Below are 16,881 nucleotides of genomic sequence, written 5' to 3' on the forward strand. Positions count from 1 at the left end.
ACCGGAACGTTCTCCGGCGCGCGGTGACCCAGCGGGTGTCGGATCAGGGCAGCACCTGCGGGATGACGTCGGGCGCCACGGCACCGACGGCCGCGCCGATGAGCGCACCGACCAGGGCGTTGGGCAGGCCGATCAGCCCGACGCACGGCAGGTACAGAATCATGGTCGTGATCATCGGCACGCACACCACCGCGGCGGCGATCAGGCCGACGCCCGCGCCGATCGCGGCGGCGTTGTGCACCGGATCGGAGTACTGCGCGGCAGGATTGGTGGCGATGGTCTTCAGCTCGGTGGCCGCGCCCTGGGACACCTGCGGCGTCGCCTTCAGGGTGCGCCCGTCGGCGGAGATCTCGGTGGCGACGGTGATGGTGTTGCCGCCGACGGTGCCGAAACTGGTCGGCACCTGCGCGATCGGGCTGCCGGTCGCCGATTCGACCGTCAGCGTGCCGTCCTGGCCGAGGACGAATCGCCCGTCGTCGACGGTCGCCGACACGGTCCGCATGTCCGGCGTGACTTCCGTGCGGTAGCCGATGCCCTCGGCCTGCCCCTGCGAGGCCAGGCCCTGGACGAACCGGGCCTGCTGATCGGCATCGACATCGGCCGAGGCCACCCCGGCGCACGCGACGGCGACGGCGAACGGCAGCGCGCCGGCGAGCAGACGCCGGCCGAGGCCGGAACTCGAGTTCTGGAACATATCGGAGAAACTCCCTCTTCCGAATTCGCCCGAAGAAATCGGCCCCCGGTGAATCCGAAATATCGTGGTCGATGAACACAGATGATTCGGATTGCCCTGCCGCCTTGGATGGAATTCCTGCCCGCTCTATTCATCCCGGGCGTGGCGCGGAGTGGTCAGCGCGGACGCGGCCGGACCGGCGCGCGATAGCGCGGGCGCGACACCCGCTCGGGGCGGGGCGGCGGACCGAGGGCGGAGACCAATTCCCGGCGCCGCTGCGGCTCGATGAACCGCGGGTCGCGATAGGTGAGCGCGCCCTCCATCGCCCAGAGCATTTCCAGATTCAGGCCGCGCACGTCCGCCGCGCGCAATCGCCGATAGGTTTCCACCGCGCCGAGTTCGGCGAGTTCGTCGAGCGAATGCACGTCGGCGTGCGCGAGCATCGCCGCCGCCGCGTCGCCGAGTTCGGCACCGCGTCCGCGATAGACGCGAATGCGCACATGGGCGTCGCCCCGGACGATTTCGGCCGTGCGCCACACGGCGGCGCGCAACTCGTCGGGGGAGGACGGTATTTCGCCGCCGCCGAGAACCCGAGCCCGCGCCCGCCGGGCGATACCGACCATCGGGCGAAATGCCCGGAAGATCTGGATCTCGCCGTCGTGGCCGCGCCGCCATTCGTCCAGATACACGTGATCGCTCCCGAATCCGGCGGAGTCGAGCCGCGCCGCGTCCAGCGCCCACCGGCGGCAATCGTCGGGCGTGCGCGCGCTCAGCACGAGCATCCCGCGGCGGCGCGTGATCTCGCCGCCTGCCCATCTATACCGCTGCTGTGCCCAGCGCTCCATCGCTCGCGGCTCCATCGTCCGATCAAGTCCGAAGGTCCGCCAGCGCACCGTCCCCGTCGAAGCGGTCGCGTGCCCCCGCTGTCGCAGGGCGGTGAGGGACTGATCGTCGAGGTGGGTGTGCCAGCCCGGCACCAGCACGATGGGATCGGCCGGGTCGGCGTCGAACGGCGTCGGCACCAGGAACTCCCGGTCGAGCAGGATCACCGTCCCCGGGCGGGATTGATACGACAGCCCCCACAGCAGCCGGGCCAGCAGCTTCGCGCCGTGATCGTCCGACAGCACATGCCATGTCTCGTGGAACCGATTGGTGCTGAACCGGGCACGCGTACCCGGTCGCGGCACGATCACCGTCCGCACGCCACGACCTCCCCGCACCGCGTACCGGTGCAGTTTCAACCCGTCCCCGATATCCCGGGCGTTCCCCGGTCGTTGTCGTTTCATCCCTCCAAGGAGGCCACATCGCCGGGCGGGCGGGCAATCGCTTTTCCGCCCGCCCTCGGCGTCCTGGCGCCGCCGGAAACCGATGTTAGACATATGGTGGAAGATGTCTTACCGTGGAGGCATGAGTTCAACGACGTCTCATGCGGTCGGGTTCGAGTTGCGGTCCGGGGAAACCTGGCGCGATCCCTGGTCCATGTACTCCGCGCTGCGTGACCAGGACCCGGTCCACCGGGTGATTCCCGAGGGGCGGGAAGCCGACGACTTCTACGTGCTGTCCCGCCATGCCGACGTCTGGGCTGCCGCCAAGGAGCCCGAAACCTTCTCCTCCGCAGCGGGATTGACCGTCGACTACGTGGACCTGGCGGCCGCGGGGTTCGGCGCCGTCAAGCCGTTCGTCTTCATGGACCCGCCCGAGCACACCGACTTCCGTCGCCGGGTCGCGCCAGGATTCACCCCGCGCCAGGTGAATTCGGTGGAACCGGCGGTGCGGCGGTTCGTCGTCGAGCGGATCGAGCGGCTGCGCGCGGCGGGGGCGGGTGACATCGTCGAGCAGCTGTTCAAGCCGCTGCCCACCATGGTCGTCGCGCACTATCTCGGTGTGCCGGAACAGGATCACGGCAAGTTCGACGAGTGGACCGAGAACATCGTCGGCGGCGCGGTCGCCGGGGCCGGGTTGGCCGCGGGAGACCAGAACGCCTTCACCGCGGTCGGTGAGCTGGTCGGCTACTTCTCCGAACTGATCGCCCGCCGCCGGGTCGAACCGGGCGACGACACCATCTCGCACCTGCTGGCCTCCGGCCTCGGCGCCGACGGCGACAACGAGGGCCTGATCGCGATTCTCGGCTTCGCCTTCACCATGATCACCGGCGGCAACGACACCACCACCGGCAACCTGGGCGGCGCGGTCCAGCTCCTCACCGCCTACCCCGACCAGCGCCGACTGCTCGTCGAGGACCCGTCGCTCATCCCCGACGCCATCGAGGAATTCCTGCGGATGACCTCGCCGGTGCAGGGCCTGGCCCGCACCACCACCCGCGACGTCGAACTGCACGACACCACCATCCCCGCCGGCAGGCGCGTGCTGCTGCTCTACGGCTCGGCCAACCGCGACGAGCGCGAGTTCGGCGCGACCGCCGCCGAACTCGACATCCGGCGCAACCCCAAGCGCATCCTCACCTTCAGCCACGGGCATCACCACTGCCTCGGCGCGGCCGCCGCCCGGATGCAGGCGCGCGTCGCGCTCGAGGAGCTGCTGGCCCGCTGCCCCGACTTCACCGTCGACCTCGACGGCGTGCGCTGGTCGCAGGGCAACTACGTGCGCTGGCCGGTCGCGGTGCCGTTCCGGGCCGTGGCATGAGCGGCGACTGGCTGGCCACCGACCGCGCCGACCTGGCCGCCGAGCGCATTCTCGACGCGGCCGCCGAACTGTTCGCCGAACGAGGGGTGGCCGCGGTCGGCATGCGCGATATCGCCGCGGCGGCCGGGTGCTCGCGAGCCACGCTGTATCGCTACTTCGACAATCGCCAGGCCGTGCGGATCGCGTTCGTGCACCGCGAGACCCGGCGCATCGTCGCCGGGCTCACCGATCAGATTCGTGACATCGCCGACCCGGGGGAGCGGATCGTCGCCGCGATGCTCGGCGCGATCGCCGCGGTGCGCGCCGACCCGCTGCTCATCGCCTGGTTCCGCCCCGGCGATTCCGGCACGGCCGGTCGGATCAGCCAGGACTCCGACGTCATCGAGTCCCTGGCCGCGACCATCTTCGCCGACATCGACCTGAGCGATCCCGAACGCAGCAGGCTGGCCCGCTGGCTGACCCGCGTCATCGTCTCGTTCCTGGCCACTCCCGGCCGCGACGACGCCGACGAACGCGCGATGCTGCGGGAGTACGTCGCCCCGATCATCGCCCGCGCCGCCCCGACCCTGACCGTCCACTGAATCACCGGCCGGGGCCGATCACCCGCGCTTGTCCGCGAGGTGGGCGACGCGCGGCTCCGGCATCGCGCACACCATGCCGTCGGCCATGCCGGTCGGCTGCACCCCGAGGCCCTGGTTGAGCCGCGCCCGCTGATTCTCCCACGCGATGGTCGCGGCCAGCTCGGTCAGCTGGGCCTTGGACAGGTGGGTGAGCAGGGTGGTGCGCAGCTTCTCGAGGTCGACCGCCGGCGTCGCCGTCATCGCCTCGGCGAACGCGATGACCAGCTTCTCCAGCTCGGTGTAGGCGTCGCTGGTCCGGTAGCGGGGCAGCTCGGTGATCTGTTCCCGCGTCAGTCCGGAGGTGTGCGCCAGCGCCGACCCGATGTCGAGGCAGAACTGGCAGGCGACCAGTCCCGCCGTCTTGAGCTCGGCGAGTTCTTTGAGCCGGGGATCGAGCTTGTTGCTGAAGAGCAAGGCCGTCTCATAGGCCATGGTCGCCGCCCCGATCTGCGGCCGGCGTCCCAGCCATCCGGCCAGATCGCCGCGATGACGTCGCGCCTGTCCGATCACGGTCGCGTATCCCCTGATCCGTTCGACCACTCGCATCGTTCACACCCCTTCGTGTCGACGATTCCCCTGCCTCCGAACCTACGCCCCCGAGTCGACTAGAACGTGTTCTATATTCGAGTCAAAGTTCCGGCTATCCCTCGGGAGTCCAGAGATGTACCAGTGGTCCGACGAAGACCTGATGTTCCGCGACGCCGTGCGCGGGTTCATCGCCAAGGAGATCACCCCGCACGTCGACCAGCTGGAGAGCGGCGCGCTGCCGCCGTTCGACATCATCCGCAAGCTCTACGCCACCTTCGGGCTGGACGAGATGGCGCGCGAGGGGCTGGAGAAGGCGCTCGCCCGTGAGGAGTCCGGCACCACCGGTGCGGGCAAGTCGGGCGGCGGTTTCAGCGGCGCGGGCAGCATGGGCGTCATCCTCAACAGCGAGCTGGCCGGGGTCAGCCTGGGACTGGTGGCGTCCATGGGGGTGAGCCTCGGCCTCACCGCGGGCACCATCCGCAGCCGCGGCACCCTCGCGCAGAAGAAGCGCTGGCTGCCCGAGCTGGTCACCATGGCCAAGGTCGGCGCCTGGGCCATCACCGAGCCGGACTCGGGCTCCGACGCCTTCGGCGGGATGAAATCCTATGTCCGCCGCGACGGCGCGGACTACATCCTCAACGGCCGCAAGACGTTCATCACCAACGGCCCGTACGCCGACGTCACCGTCGTCTACGCCAAGCTGGACGAAGGCGACGGCACCGACCGCCGCGACCGCAAGGTGCTCGCGTTCGTGCTGGACAAGGACATGCCCGGCTTCGTGCAGAGCCCGCCGTTCAAGAAGATGGGCATGAACTCCTCGCCCACCGGCGAACTGTTCTTCGAGAACGTCCGCATCACCCCCGACCGGCTGCTCGGCGAAACCGAGAACCCCGCCAAGGGCGACGGAAAGGACAGTGCCAAGGAGTCTTTCGCGGCCGAACGCATCGGCATCGCGTCGCTGGCACTGGGCATCATCAACGAATGTCACCGCCTGTGCGTCGATTACGCCAAGTCGCGCACGCTGTGGGGCAAGGAGATCGCGCAGTTCCAGCTCATCCAGCTCAAGCTGGCCGAGATGGAGATCGCGCGAATCAATGTGCAGAACATGGTCTTCAACGCCATCGAGCGCACCGCCGCCGGTGACAAGGTGACCCTCGCCGAAGCCTCGGCGATGAAGCTCTACTCCTCGCGCGCCGCCACCGAGGTGGCGATGGAGGCCGTGCAGCTGTTCGGCGGCAACGGCTACATGGCCGAGTACAAGGTCGAGCAGCTCGCCCGCGACGCCAAGTCGCTGATGATCTACGCGGGCAGCAACGAAATCCAGGTCACCCACATCGCGAAGGGGCTGGTCGCGGGGTAGAAACGGCGGGTCGGTCCGGTGGTCGCGCTCGTATACTACGAAGATGCGAAACCACCGGAATGCCCTCGCCGGCGCCGTGGTCGCCACCGCGATCGTCGCTCTCGCGCCCTCGACGTCGGCCACCCCGCCCTCGGGCGTGACTGTCGAACAACTGACCGAGGTCGATGTGAGCGGATTCGGTCCGTTCGCCGAACTGCCGAGCGTGTTCACCTTCCGGCGTATCACCATCGCGCCGGGCGGCACCCTCGGCTGGCACTATCACGACGGCACTGTGCTGGCCCTCGTGACCAGGGGCGAGGTGACGCGCTACGAGTCGGACTGCGTGCCGACGACGTACGCGGCGGGTCAGGGGCTGTCCGAGACCGTCGGCCCCGACCATGTCCACGTCGGCCGCAATCTCGGGACCGGGCCCGCCGAGCTGTACGTCGCCTACATCAACCGGGCGAACGAACCGCTCTTCGTCGACGCCGCGGCGCCGGACTGCGCGTAGCCGCGGGCCGAAACGGCCTCCGTAGACGCGGCGACCGGTCGACGCTCCAGCCCGTCCGCCGATTTCGCCGCGACCGTCGAAATGGCTCGCCCGCCCGACTGGCTACCAGGTGATTTCAGGCGAGGCAGGCGTCGGCGCCGCCGGCGGAGAACGTCTCGGCGCTGCAATAGGCGGCGTGCGGGTAATACGGACCCATCGTGATGGCCGGGTCGCTGCCGGAGTCCTGGGAGGCCTGGACCGAGTCCGGGTAGAACGCCGCGCTCGGGGTCATGTTCCGCAGGAACAGCACCTTGTCCACGTCGGTGCTGCCCCACGCAATCGTGGTGACGGTCGGCGGGAGGTTCGCCGGCAGGTCCGCGGGGGCGGCGAGAACGTAGGTGTAGTAGCCGGACGCGTCGAGCGCGGTCTGGAAGTCGGCGGCGCAGGCGACGACGGGGTAGGGGGTGCGCAGGTCGTTCTGGCACATCGACCAGTACCGCAGTTGGGTCGGCGCGGTCGGTGACTGCCCGGCCCGGGTATCCGGAAACGTCGGGGCTTTGCCGCGCACCACCAGCAGGCGGCCCGGCTGATAGCTGACGCGGGTCCCGACGTACTTGTTGTCACCGTTCGGGAACAGCCCGGCGGTGCTGGCCGGATTGCCGAAGGTGGCCTCCGGGGCGCCTCCGGGGAAGGCGCCGGAGGCGGCCGCGGCGATCCCCTGATCGAAGGCCGCTTTCGCGGCGTCGGCGACGGGGCCGGTGTAGCCGGCCGGGTCGAAGGGCTGCGCGCACGGCTGCGCCGGAACCTCGCTGCCCGCCAGGGTGAGTTTCACCTCCGGCAGCGGCACACCACCACTGAGTGAGGCCGGGTCGGTCGGCACGTAGACCCGGACGATGACGAACCCGATCGGGGCGCGCTGCCCACTCGCGACCGCCTGGATCTCGTTGCGGCTGTGGTCGGCCGGGCCATTGACCAGCTTGGCGTGCCACCGCTGCTGCGCCGTGGGCAGCGTGGCGGCGGAGGCGTCGGTGTACGGGTTCCCGCTACCCGGATCCGGCGCGATCTGGTTGTCGCGCAACGTGTCCACGGTGTCGAGATTCGTCCCGTAGGTGTTCACCGAGAAGTACCGCGCGGCCGGATAGGTCCCCGACAACTCGATCGAGTCACCCGGTCCCAGCGCGTACGGCATCAGCCAGTACGTCGAGTTCGCATCGGGGAAAGCCACATTCAACACGGCGTCGTTCGACATGAACCGCCACGCGCACAACGCCGAGTCCGGCGGCCCCGCCACGGCCGACCCGCCGAACCCCACCGCGGCCAGCACGGTCGCCACCACACATCCGACACGAACGATCAAAGCCACAACCGACTGCATGACGATCCCTTCGCTGCGCTCGAACTGCCGAACTGCCGAAGAATCCGCCCGTCCACGTCACCGTGGTCGGCCCGCGACCAACATAGACCACCCCATGCCGGCGATCGGCCACCGGTTGTTCGTGGGGAGAGCGGGCGGTAGCCTTCGGGCGGGGGATTCGGGCAATCGGCGTGCGCTGTGAAAGCCGTTCTCGCCTGCCATTTCACTTGTCACACGGGGGTTTTCGAATGTCTCAGACCAATGCGATGCGGGCGGGCGTGCCATCGCCGTACGCGAACGAGCCCGCGGTTCGGCGGGTGACCCGCCTTGCCGGATTCGCTGGAATCGCGCTGGGTGTCGTGCTGGTGGCCTGCGCTGCCGGACTCGTGGTGGCCGGGCTGGTCGATACCCGATACCTGATCGTCGTCTGCGTGGTCGCGCTGTTGCCCGGCATCCCCGGCCTCAGCCTGCTCGCGGCGTCGCGGCGGATTCTGCGTGGCGAGATCAACGGAACGACCAGGGCGATCACGATGTTGGTCACCATCAGTGGCCTCGTTCTGCTGGCAACGGTGGGCGCCCTCATCGAAGGGCCCTGGCCCGCGAAGATTCTGATGGTCGCGCTCACCATCGGCACGTTCACGACCGCCGCCTTCGTCAATCGCGCCGATCGCGCGTTGAAGGGCCGATAGCGCGGGCTCGGTGGGGCGACAGGGCGTCCACCAGCCCCGATGGAGTGCCCCCACTGGGACTCGAACCCAGACTGCGCGGATTTTAAGTCCGCTGCCTCTGCCAATTGGGCTATAGGGGCGTCCGGGACAGCCTAGCGACTCGTACGGGTGTACCGGAATCGTGTCGGTAGACAAGGTCGGCCCGGCGTGTCGTCGATGACAGCGCCGAACCGACCTTATCGCCGATGGGGCTGGTCAGCCGGTCGGCGGGCGATTACCGAGGACGGAGTGGCGGCGGCCGTAAGCGAAGTAGACGGCGAAGCCGAGGACCATCCAGACGATGAAACGCAGCCAGGTCTCCACCGAGAGGTTGACCATCAGCCACAGGCACGACAGCACCGCCAGGATGGGGATCAGCGGGACCAGCGGGACGCGGAAGCCGCGGGGCAGGTCGGGGCGGGTGCGGCGCAGCACGATCACGCCGACCGAGACCAGTACGAAGGCGAACAGGGTGCCGATGTTCACCATTTCCTCGAGCGTGCCGAAATCGACGAAGCCGGCCAGCACGCAGCAGACGATGCCGACGATGACGGTCAGCCGGACCGGCGTGCCACGCGAACCGGTGTGGGCCAGCCAGCGCGGCAGCAGTCCGTCGCGCGACATCGCGAACAGCACGCGGGTCTGGCCGAGGAACAGCACCATCACGACGGTGGTCAGACCGGCCAGCGCGCCGATGGAGATGACGTTCTTGGCCCAGTCGACGCCGTGGATGGCGAAGGCGGTGGCCAGCGTGGCGTTCTCGCCCGCCAGATCGGTGTAGGGCACCATGCCGGTGAGCACCAGCGACACCGCCACGTAGAGCACGGTCACGATGAGCAGCGAGCCCAGGATGCCGCGCGGCACCGCCTTCTGCGGGTTCTTGGTCTCCTCGGCGGCGGTGGCGACGACGTCGAAACCGATGAACGCGAAGAACACCAGGCTGGCCGCGGCGAGCAGGCCGTACCAGCCGAAGGTGCTGTTGCCCGCGCCGGTGAGGAACGAGAACAGCGACTGGTGCAGGCCGCCGGCGCCCTCTTCGGTGGGCTGCGACGGCGGGATGTAGGGGCTCAGGTTGGACGCCTTGAAATAGGTGATGCCCAGGACCAGCACCAGCGCGATGACGGCGAGCTTGATCGCGACCGCGATCGCCGACACCCGCGAGGACACCTTGGTGCCGACGGCCAGCAGCACGCCGAGCACCGCGATCAGCGTGACCGCACCCCAGTCGAAGGTAATCGACCCGAGTTGCACGGTGGCGGACTCGAATCCGAAGACGGTGCCCAGATATTGCGACCAGCCCTTGGCGACCACCGACGCGGCGAGCGCGAATTCCAGAATGAGGTCCCAGCCGATGATCCAGGCCACCAATTCACCGAAGGTCGCGTACGAATAGGTGTAGGCGCTGCCGGCGACCGGCACGGTCGAGGCGAATTCGGCGTAACAGAACGCGGTCAGGCCACACGCGATGGCGGCGAACACGAACGCCAGCGAGACCGACGGCCCGGCCACATTGCCCGCCGTGCGCGCGGTCAGCGTGAAGATACCGGCGCCGACCACCACGGCGACACCGAAGATCGTCAGATCCCAGGCCGTCAGGTCCTTGCGGAGTTTGGAATCGGGCTCGTCGGTGTCGAGGATCGATTGCTCGACCGACTTGGTGCGGAACAATCCGCTCTGTCGGCCGGTTGGTCGGCCTGCCTCTGGCGTGGCGTCCGGTGTCGGCACGGTCTTCTCCTTCTGTGCGAACGTCTTCGGGGGATACCCGCAGGCAGGTCAGTGCACGCCCTGCATATGGCGCTTGATCCACGGCGCGAACCCGGCCACCACGAGACCGGCCACGATGGCCGCGGCACCGCTGATGCCGAAGTACGCGGCCTCGTTGTCGGGGTTGTAGTAGCGGGCCAGGGTGCCCGCCATGGACGTGCCGATACCGACCGAGAAGAAGTACAGGGCCATCATCTGCGAGCGGTACGCGGCGGGGGCGAGATGGGTGGTCACCGCGAGACCGATCGGCGAGAGCAGCAGCTCGGAGACGGCGAAGCCACCGAGGATCGCGAACACCGCCAGCACCGGCACGGTCTTGTCCTCGAAGCCGCTCAGCAGCGCGAACATCCAGAAGGCGATGCCCATGCCGATGACGCCGAGCGCGAACTTGATCGGAGTGCTCGGCGCCCGGTTGCCCAGCTTGGTCCACATCAGCGCGAACAGCGGCGAGAGCGCGATGATCCACACCGGCTCCACCGAGCCGATCCAGCTGGCCGGCGCCTCCCAGCCGAAGATGTGCCAGTCGATGCGCTCGTCGGAGTACACCGCGAGCATGGTGAACATCTGCTGGAACAGCGACCAGAACACGGCGTTGGCGATGAACAGCGGAATGAACGCGCGTACCCTCGTGCGCTCGACCGGGGTCACCTTGGCGCTGGTGAGCAGCACGGCGAAGTAGACGATCGAGGCGACCACGATGACGCCGGTGGTGACATCGGACAGATTGTCCAGGGTGAGCAACCCGGCCAGTACCGCCACCAGCACCGCGACCGCGGCGACGGCGACGCCGATGAGCACCGGGTTGAGCTCGCGGCGGGTGAGCGGATTGGGCACATCGCGGCCGTGCGTGCCGAGGTTGCGCCGGAACACCACGTACTGGGTCAGGCCCAGGGCCATGCCGACCGCGGCGGCGGCGAAACCGGCGTGGAAGCCCCATTCGCGCTGCAGCAGACCGGTCAGCAGCGGGCCGGTGAAGGCGCCGAGATTGATGCCGAGATAGAAGAGGGTGAAGCCGCCGTCGACGCGCGCGTCGGTCGGCGAGTACAGCGTGCCGAGCAGCGATGAGGCGTTCGCCTTCAGCGCGCCGCTGCCGAACGCGACCAGCACCAGGCCGACCCCGACCCCGGCCAGCCCGGGCAGCACGGCCAGCGCGATGTGGCCCGCCATGACCACGACGCCACCGTAGAAGACGGTGCGTTCCATGCCCAGCACCCGGTCGGCAAGCCAGCCGCCGAGCACGGTGGACAGATACACCAGGCCGCCATAGGCGCCAACGATGCCGAGCGCCGTGCTCTGGTCCAGGCCGAGGCCGCCCTCGGTGGTGGAGTAGTAGAGGTAATACCCCAGGATCGTGAGCATGCCGTAGAAGGAGAAACGCTCCCACAGCTCGACACCGAACAGGTTGGTGAGTCCGATCGGGTGGCCGAACAGGGTACGTTCGGCGGCCTCGTCGGCGGGGCCGGGCGGGTCGCCGAGCCGCGTTTCTTCGGTGGACATAGGGGAACGATCCCATGTCCGAACGGTGTACAGCAATTTTCCCGCATCATGGCGGGTTCGGCGCGCCGCACCGTCTCGGGTGGGTGTTCTCACCGCGCGACGGGCCCGCGCGCGAATTACCCTTGGAGTGGCCGGATTCCCGCGACGGACGAGGAAATCAGACATGCTGACTGCCGAGGTGACCGTGCCGGTCGACCCTACGGCGGCCTTCGCGACCTTGGCCGACGGCTGGCTGTACGCGAGCTGGGTGGTCGGCGCCTCGCATATCGGCCGGGTCGATCCCGAGTGGCCGGCCGTCGGCAGCCGCATCCAGTACCGATTCGGGCTCTGGCCGGTGCTGATCAGCGACACCACGGTGGTCCGCGCCGTGGATCCGCCGCATCGGCTGGAGCTGGAGGCGCGGCTGTGGTCGGTCGGGTCGGCCTGGATCCGGCTGACCCTGACCGAGGCGTCGCCGGGGTGCACCACCATCCGGATGACCGAGCGCGCGTCGAGCGGTCCCGCGCAGCTGATTCCGGGGGTGGCGCAGGATCTGGCGTTCGCCGCGCGTAATCAGGAGTCGCTGGATCGGCTGGCGGATTTGATCCGGGCACGGGCGCAGAACTCCTGAGCACAGGGTCGCGACCGGTCGGTTCGAATTGAATGCCCCTCTTTCCATGGGCACGGTTTTCGATGTTCGCACATTGCTGGCTCCGAATCGACAATGGCGAAATAGAATGTGCTGGAACAGAATTCGAATCACGAATATCGAACTGTCGTTATCGCCGGAATTGTCGGGCCGAATGGTCTAGTCTCTAGCCATCGCGCATGCGGAAAATGATCGACCCCGGGGGACAACGTGCTGCACATCGAGCACTTCAACAATGGCTGGATGAATCCGGTTCTCGCGTTCAGTTTGTCGTTCATCGGCTCGGTATTGGGGTTGCGCTGCGCGGTGCACGCGAAAACCTCGACCACGCCGATCGGGTGGTTGATCGCCGCGGCGGTCGCGATCGGCGGGGCCGCGATCTGGGTCATGCATTTCACGGCCATGCTCGGCTTCAGCATCGATGGCGCGCCGATTCGCTACGACGTGCCGACCACCTTGCTCAGCGCGGTCATCTCGATCGGCGTCGTGCTGATCGGGCTGACCATCGTCATCCGGGGGCGGCGGGAATGGCTCACCCTGCCGCTGGGCGGTGCGGTCACGGGCTTCGGCGTGGCCGCCATGCACTACCTGGGGATGCGGGCGATGCGCAGCGGAGCCGTCATCGCCTATCGGCCGCCGCTGGTGGCGCTCTCGATCGTCATCGCGGTGGTCGCGGCGACGACGGCGCTGTGGTTCATGCTGCATGTGCGCGGTCTGGTCCGGACGGCGGGCGCGGCGCTGGTCATGGGCATCGCCGTGTGCGGCATGCACTACACCGCGATGGCCGCGATGAGCGCGCACCACAGCGGCGCCGAGCGGCCGGTCGGCGGGGTGGCGCCGGTGCAATTGCTGTTGCCGTTGATCGCGAGCGTCTCGCTGGTGGTCACCGGACTGGTGATCCTGGTCGGGTTGGCCGAACTGGAGAACAATGCCGAGGACCGGGCGCGGCCGGAACCGGTGCGCGCGACGAGCGGAGTCGTGCGCAGCACCGATCCGGCCACGTTGTCCCACAGTGGCAGGCAATGGCCCCGTCAGGGCTGAGCCTGCCTACTGGCTGGGCTGGGGCAGGGCGCAGTCGTCGACCTTGGGGTTGACGCCCGCGTAGTTCAACGGCCCGGCCAGCACCGTCACCGCGATGGTGCCCAGGGTCGCGCAGTTCTGCTCACGATCGGTGAAGTAGCCACGCTGAGCCGCGGCTACGACGCCGATCACCAGCCACACCAGCACCAGGATCGAAACTATTCGGGGCAGATTCGCCGACATGTTGTTCCTCCTCGAGAAGGGTCCGGCGGGGATCAGTAGTAGTGACGCCTGCCGCCGACCGGGCGGCCGACGCTGCCGGCCAGGGCGAGGACGACGCCGACCACCAGCAGGACGACACCCACGGTGGACAGCAGGGAAATGCCGAAAACGAGTCCGGCGATGAGGAGTACTGCGCCTAGAAGAATCATTGGAGCTCACCTGTTCGGTACGGGTACTACGTCGTGACGTGCCGGATCGCACGTCACAGGGGGCGTATGCCCCGTTCTGCCGATCGGAAACAGGTATCGGTTGCGCGGGAACGGATCTGCGGGTCAGTGGGCGGGCGGCGCGGTGGTGCCGCGCCGGGCGGCCGACTCGTTGTCGGCGGTCATCCGGTAGACGGTGCGTTCGAGGGTCGGCAGAATGCCGGTGATCGGCAGGGTGCCCGCGGCGAATCGCCCGATCAGGGCCAGTGCCATATTGCCCAGGATCAGGCCCAAGTCGTCGAGGTAGCCGGGGTCGAGATCGCGCAGGGCGATCTCGGCGACCGGCAGGACCGCGGTCAGGCCCTGGGTATCGAGGCGTTCGCCGCCGGGGCCGGTGCGGGCGTGGTGGTAGGCCTCGAGCATCTTGGGGTTGCGCTCCCAGGGCTCGAAGACGGTGCGCAGCACGCGGATCAGGCTGTCGCGCACGGATTCGTCGGGCGTCGGCGGGGTCACGTCGGCGTAGGCGTTGGTCGCCATCCACTGCTCCAGCGCGGCGATGATCAGCTCGTCCCTGGTCCGGAAGAGCCGGTAGATCTTGGCCAGCGAGACGTGGGCCTCGGCGGCGACGGCGCGTAGCTGCACGGCCTCGTAGCCCTCGGTGTTCAGCAGACCCAGCACCACCGCGATGATCTTCGCCGATGCGTCCGATTCCGTTCCGCTGCTCACGGGTGAAATGGTAGCGTCGCCCAGTGGTAACCCAGTTACCGCTGGATGAGGTCGGTGCACGCCTCGTCCACACGACGCGATACCCGACCACTCCCGAGCCCCGGCGCCGCTGCCGCCGCGGGCTCGCTGGACACAGGAAGGCGGCCCCGTTCGCGGGGCCGACGACAACTCCATGACTCGTTTGTTCCCCCGTGCGGCCCGCCGCTGCGGTCTCGTCGCGGTGGCGATGCTGCTGCTGCCGCTCGGCGCCGCCGCCCCGACGGCGACCGGTGCACCCACCCGCCAGACCGCCTGCCTGCCCGGCTCCCTGCCCGAGACCGGCTTGCAGGGCGACGTCCCCGCCGGCGACCGCGACAGCGGCCGATCCCGCGACGGATTCCGCTGCAATATGCGGCTGCTCGGCAGTTCGCCGGGCCGCGGCGGCGGCATCACCTCGGTCACCTTCGACCACTGCGCCTACATCGGCACGTTCTTCCCCGGCAATCTGCTCGGCCAGGACGAGGGGGTGCGGGTGCTCGATATCGCCGACCCGTCCGCGCCGGTCCACACCACCACCCTCACCGAGCCGGCGATGCTGGCCGGAACCTGGGAAAGCCTCAAGGTCAATGCCGCGCGCAAACTCCTTGTCGGCGCGGGTGTTCCGGCGTTGACCGGGGCCGGCCTGCTCTCGGTCTACGACATCTCCGACTGCGCGCACCCCCGGCTGCTCAATCCGGGACCCGGTACCGATCTCGCCCTGCCGGTGCCGATCACGGCGCACGAGGGCGGCTTCTCCCCGGACGGCCGGACCTACTGGGCCTCGGGAACGGCGCCGGGCCTGCTCAGCGCGGTCGACCTCACCGACCCCGCGAATCCCCGAGTCCTCTGGCAGGGCCTGCCGGGTCTGTCCATGCACGGGTTCGGCTTCTCGCTCGACGGCAACCGCATGTACCTGGCGAACAACATGGGTGGCCTGAAGATCCTCGATGTCGCCGCCGTCCAGCGCCGCGACCCGCGACCGCACGTCCCCGAACTCGCCGATCTGCCTTGGACCGACGGCTGGGCCACCCAGCACGCCGTCCCGGTGACCTATCAGGGCACGCCCTACGTGTTCGCCGTCGACGAGGCGGGCTCGGGCGGGGTCAAGCTCATCGACGTCTCCGACGAGCGCGATCCCCGGATCGCGCGCTCGATCAAGCTCGCGATCAATCTGCCCGAGAACCAGGACAGCATGCTCGCCTCGGCCTCGGGTGGTTCGCTGTTCGCCTACGACGCGCACTACTGCGCGGCCGACCGCCCGGCGGACCCGACCGCGCTGGCGTGCAGCTGGACCTCCTCCGGTATCCGGGTCTTCGACGTGCGCGACCCGGCCGCCATCCGGGAGATCGGCTACTTCAACCCGCCCGCCCGCACCGGCGCGAACAGCGAGCTGTGGAACTCCCCGCACGCGCTCGCCTCGATCATCGGTCCGCCGCTGCTGGCGACGCCGACCGTCGCGCAGGCGATGTTGCAGGGCGCCTTCGATCCCGAACAGGCGCTCAGCGCGCGCACCGGCACCCTGGCCTTCGGTGATCTGTCGACCGACTGGTGCTTCTCGCCGCCGGAATGGCGCGGCAACCAACTGTGGACCACCTGCGCGGACAACGGATTCCTCGCCCTGGAACTGGCCCCCGAGGTCTACACCCCACCCGCGGGGCAGACCTCGACGACCGGATCATGATCGGGCACAGGGGAATCCGGGCGGGCGCGCTGGCCTGCGGTGCGGTGCTGCTGCTCGCGATGGGTGCGGCACTGCGCCCACTGCTGCCCGCGCCCGCCGCGTCGCCGGTGCTCACCGCGACCGAGATCGGTTTCGTCCAGGACATGGTCGCCCACCACAGCCAGGCGCTCGTCCTGGTCCAGCGCCTCGATCGGGGTGTCGATCCCGCGGTCCTCGTGCTGGCCGGACAGATCGCCGACACCCAGCGCACCGAACTGGGCATGCTGCTCGGCTGGCTGCGGCTGGCGGGCGCGCCGGTCGCGGGCGCCGACCCGATGGCCTGGATGCGGCCGCCCGGCGCGCATCGGCACGCCGGTACCGCTGCCGCGCACCACGACTCGGTGATGCCGGGCATGGCGACCGCCGGCGAACTGGACGAACTCGCCGCCGCGACCGGTTCGCGGGCCGAGGTGCTGTTCCTGCGGCTCATGCGGCGCCACCACTACGGCGGCATCGAGATGGCCGCCACCGCCGACGCGCTGCTCGACGGCGGCGAGGTCGAGCGCGCCGCCCGCGACATGATCACCGGCCAGGGTCGCGAGGCCGGACTGCTCGGCCTGCTGCTCGACCGTCGCGCGTGAGCGGACACCCGAAAATCCCTACCCCGATGAAGGTTTGCCGAATGTCGAAGTTCTCCCGCCGTACCCTGCTGACCGGTGCGGCCGCCGCGGGTCTGACCCTGGCCGCCGCGGGCACCGCCGGGGCGCGGCCCGTCGCCGCCCGCAC

General features: G+C 69.0%; 18 protein-coding genes and 1 tRNA gene. 9 read left to right on the top strand and 10 right to left on the bottom strand.

Features of this window, described 5'->3' with window-relative positions:
- Positions 1-43: 43 nt before the first annotated feature.
- Together V8688_RS05445 and V8688_RS05450 are read right to left on the bottom strand one after the other, a co-directional pair.
- Complete coding sequence (locus tag V8688_RS05445) at positions 44-694, bottom strand: hypothetical protein (RefSeq protein ID WP_218719460.1); 651 nt, start codon at positions 692-694, stop codon at positions 44-46.
- Between the two features lie 155 nt (positions 695-849).
- A complete protein-coding gene (locus V8688_RS05450; protein ID WP_342800315.1) occupies positions 850-1,875 on the bottom strand; it encodes a TfoX/Sxy family DNA transformation protein in 1,026 nt (341 codons plus the stop codon).
- Between the two features lie 205 nt (positions 1,876-2,080).
- Here V8688_RS05450 and V8688_RS05455 point away from each other — a divergent pair, with 205 nt between their 5' ends.
- Together V8688_RS05455 and V8688_RS05460 are read left to right on the top strand one after the other, a co-directional pair.
- A complete protein-coding gene (locus V8688_RS05455; RefSeq protein WP_218719462.1) occupies positions 2,081-3,316 on the top strand; it encodes a cytochrome P450 in 1,236 nt (411 codons plus the stop codon).
- Complete coding sequence (locus V8688_RS05460) at positions 3,313-3,897, top strand: TetR/AcrR family transcriptional regulator (protein ID WP_218719463.1); 585 nt, start codon at positions 3,313-3,315, stop codon at positions 3,895-3,897. The genes V8688_RS05455 and V8688_RS05460 overlap by 4 nt, the downstream gene beginning before the upstream one ends.
- An 18-nt stretch (positions 3,898-3,915) precedes the next feature.
- Here V8688_RS05460 and V8688_RS05465 read toward each other — a convergent pair whose 3' ends face one another.
- On the bottom strand, positions 3,916-4,482 hold the full coding sequence (locus V8688_RS05465) for a carboxymuconolactone decarboxylase family protein (protein WP_342800316.1): 567 nt from the start codon (positions 4,480-4,482) through the stop codon (positions 3,916-3,918).
- Positions 4,483-4,597: 115 nt separating this feature from the next.
- Between V8688_RS05465 and V8688_RS05470 the strand changes: the two genes are divergently transcribed.
- Positions 4,598-5,824, top strand: coding sequence for an acyl-CoA dehydrogenase family protein (locus V8688_RS05470; protein ID WP_218719465.1), 1,227 nt, complete (start codon positions 4,598-4,600; stop codon positions 5,822-5,824).
- Between the two features lie 43 nt (positions 5,825-5,867).
- The gene (locus V8688_RS05475; RefSeq protein ID WP_316576052.1) at positions 5,868-6,314 is read left to right on the top strand and encodes a cupin domain-containing protein; all 447 of its coding nucleotides are present in this window, start codon (positions 5,868-5,870) and stop codon (positions 6,312-6,314) included.
- Positions 6,315-6,429: 115 nt separating this feature from the next.
- Here V8688_RS05475 and V8688_RS05480 read toward each other — a convergent pair whose 3' ends face one another.
- On the bottom strand, positions 6,430-7,668 hold the full coding sequence (locus V8688_RS05480; RefSeq protein WP_218719467.1) for a hypothetical protein: 1,239 nt from the start codon (positions 7,666-7,668) through the stop codon (positions 6,430-6,432).
- Between the two features lie 227 nt (positions 7,669-7,895).
- Here V8688_RS05480 and V8688_RS05485 point away from each other — a divergent pair, with 227 nt between their 5' ends.
- Positions 7,896-8,336 carry a hypothetical protein gene (locus V8688_RS05485; protein WP_218719468.1) on the top strand — a complete coding sequence of 147 codons (441 nt, stop codon included), beginning with the start codon at positions 7,896-7,898 and terminating at the stop codon, positions 8,334-8,336.
- Between the two features lie 45 nt (positions 8,337-8,381).
- Here V8688_RS05485 and V8688_RS05490 read toward each other — a convergent pair.
- The 3 genes from V8688_RS05490 to V8688_RS05500 form a co-directional block, all read right to left on the bottom strand.
- Positions 8,382-8,455, bottom strand: a tRNA-Leu gene (locus V8688_RS05490).
- A 115-nt stretch (positions 8,456-8,570) separates the two neighbouring features.
- Positions 8,571-10,079 (bottom strand): amino acid permease, encoded by a 1,509-nt coding sequence (locus tag V8688_RS05495; RefSeq protein WP_218719481.1) that lies wholly within the window; start codon positions 10,077-10,079, stop codon positions 8,571-8,573.
- A gap of 48 nt (positions 10,080-10,127) precedes the next feature.
- On the bottom strand, positions 10,128-11,615 hold the full coding sequence (locus V8688_RS05500; RefSeq protein WP_342800317.1) for an oligopeptide:H+ symporter: 1,488 nt from the start codon (positions 11,613-11,615) through the stop codon (positions 10,128-10,130).
- Between the two features lie 163 nt (positions 11,616-11,778).
- Here V8688_RS05500 and V8688_RS05505 point away from each other — a divergent pair, with 163 nt between their 5' ends.
- Both V8688_RS05505 and V8688_RS05510 read left to right on the top strand, forming a co-directional pair.
- Entirely contained in the window at positions 11,779-12,225 is a 447-nt protein-coding gene (locus tag V8688_RS05505) for an SRPBCC family protein (protein ID WP_316576049.1), read from the top strand.
- A 261-nt stretch (positions 12,226-12,486) separates the two neighbouring features.
- Positions 12,487-13,284, top strand: a complete 798-nt coding sequence (locus V8688_RS05510; protein ID WP_316576048.1) for an MHYT domain-containing protein — start codon at positions 12,487-12,489, stop codon at positions 13,282-13,284.
- A gap of 6 nt (positions 13,285-13,290) precedes the next feature.
- Here the strand turns inward: V8688_RS05510 and V8688_RS05515 are convergent, their stop codons facing one another.
- The 3 genes from V8688_RS05515 to V8688_RS05525 all read right to left on the bottom strand — a co-directional run bounded on the left by V8688_RS05515 (position 13,291) and on the right by V8688_RS05525 (position 14,417).
- Positions 13,291-13,506: a hypothetical protein gene (locus V8688_RS05515; RefSeq protein ID WP_218719485.1), complete on the bottom strand. Its 216-nt coding sequence runs from the start codon at positions 13,504-13,506 to the stop codon at positions 13,291-13,293.
- 32 nt (positions 13,507-13,538) lie between these two features.
- Positions 13,539-13,694, bottom strand: a complete 156-nt coding sequence (locus tag V8688_RS05520) for a DUF6131 family protein (protein ID WP_218719486.1) — start codon at positions 13,692-13,694, stop codon at positions 13,539-13,541.
- Positions 13,695-13,817: 123 nt separating this feature from the next.
- Positions 13,818-14,417: a TetR family transcriptional regulator gene (locus V8688_RS05525; RefSeq protein WP_342800318.1), complete on the bottom strand. Its 600-nt coding sequence runs from the start codon at positions 14,415-14,417 to the stop codon at positions 13,818-13,820.
- A gap of 172 nt (positions 14,418-14,589) precedes the next feature.
- On the opposite strand from V8688_RS05525, the gene V8688_RS05530 reads away from it, so the two are divergent.
- Together V8688_RS05530 and V8688_RS05535 are read left to right on the top strand one after the other, a co-directional pair.
- Positions 14,590-16,116: a hypothetical protein gene (locus tag V8688_RS05530; RefSeq protein WP_342800319.1), complete on the top strand. Its 1,527-nt coding sequence runs from the start codon at positions 14,590-14,592 to the stop codon at positions 16,114-16,116.
- Positions 16,113-16,736, top strand: coding sequence for a DUF305 domain-containing protein (locus tag V8688_RS05535; protein ID WP_316576046.1), 624 nt, complete (start codon positions 16,113-16,115; stop codon positions 16,734-16,736). The genes V8688_RS05530 and V8688_RS05535 overlap by 4 nt, the downstream gene beginning before the upstream one ends.
- Positions 16,737-16,881: the final 145 nt, after the last annotated feature.

The organism is Nocardia sp. No.11 (genome assembly GCF_038752175.1).
GTDB lineage: Bacteria > Actinomycetota > Actinomycetes > Mycobacteriales > Mycobacteriaceae > Nocardia > Nocardia canadensis.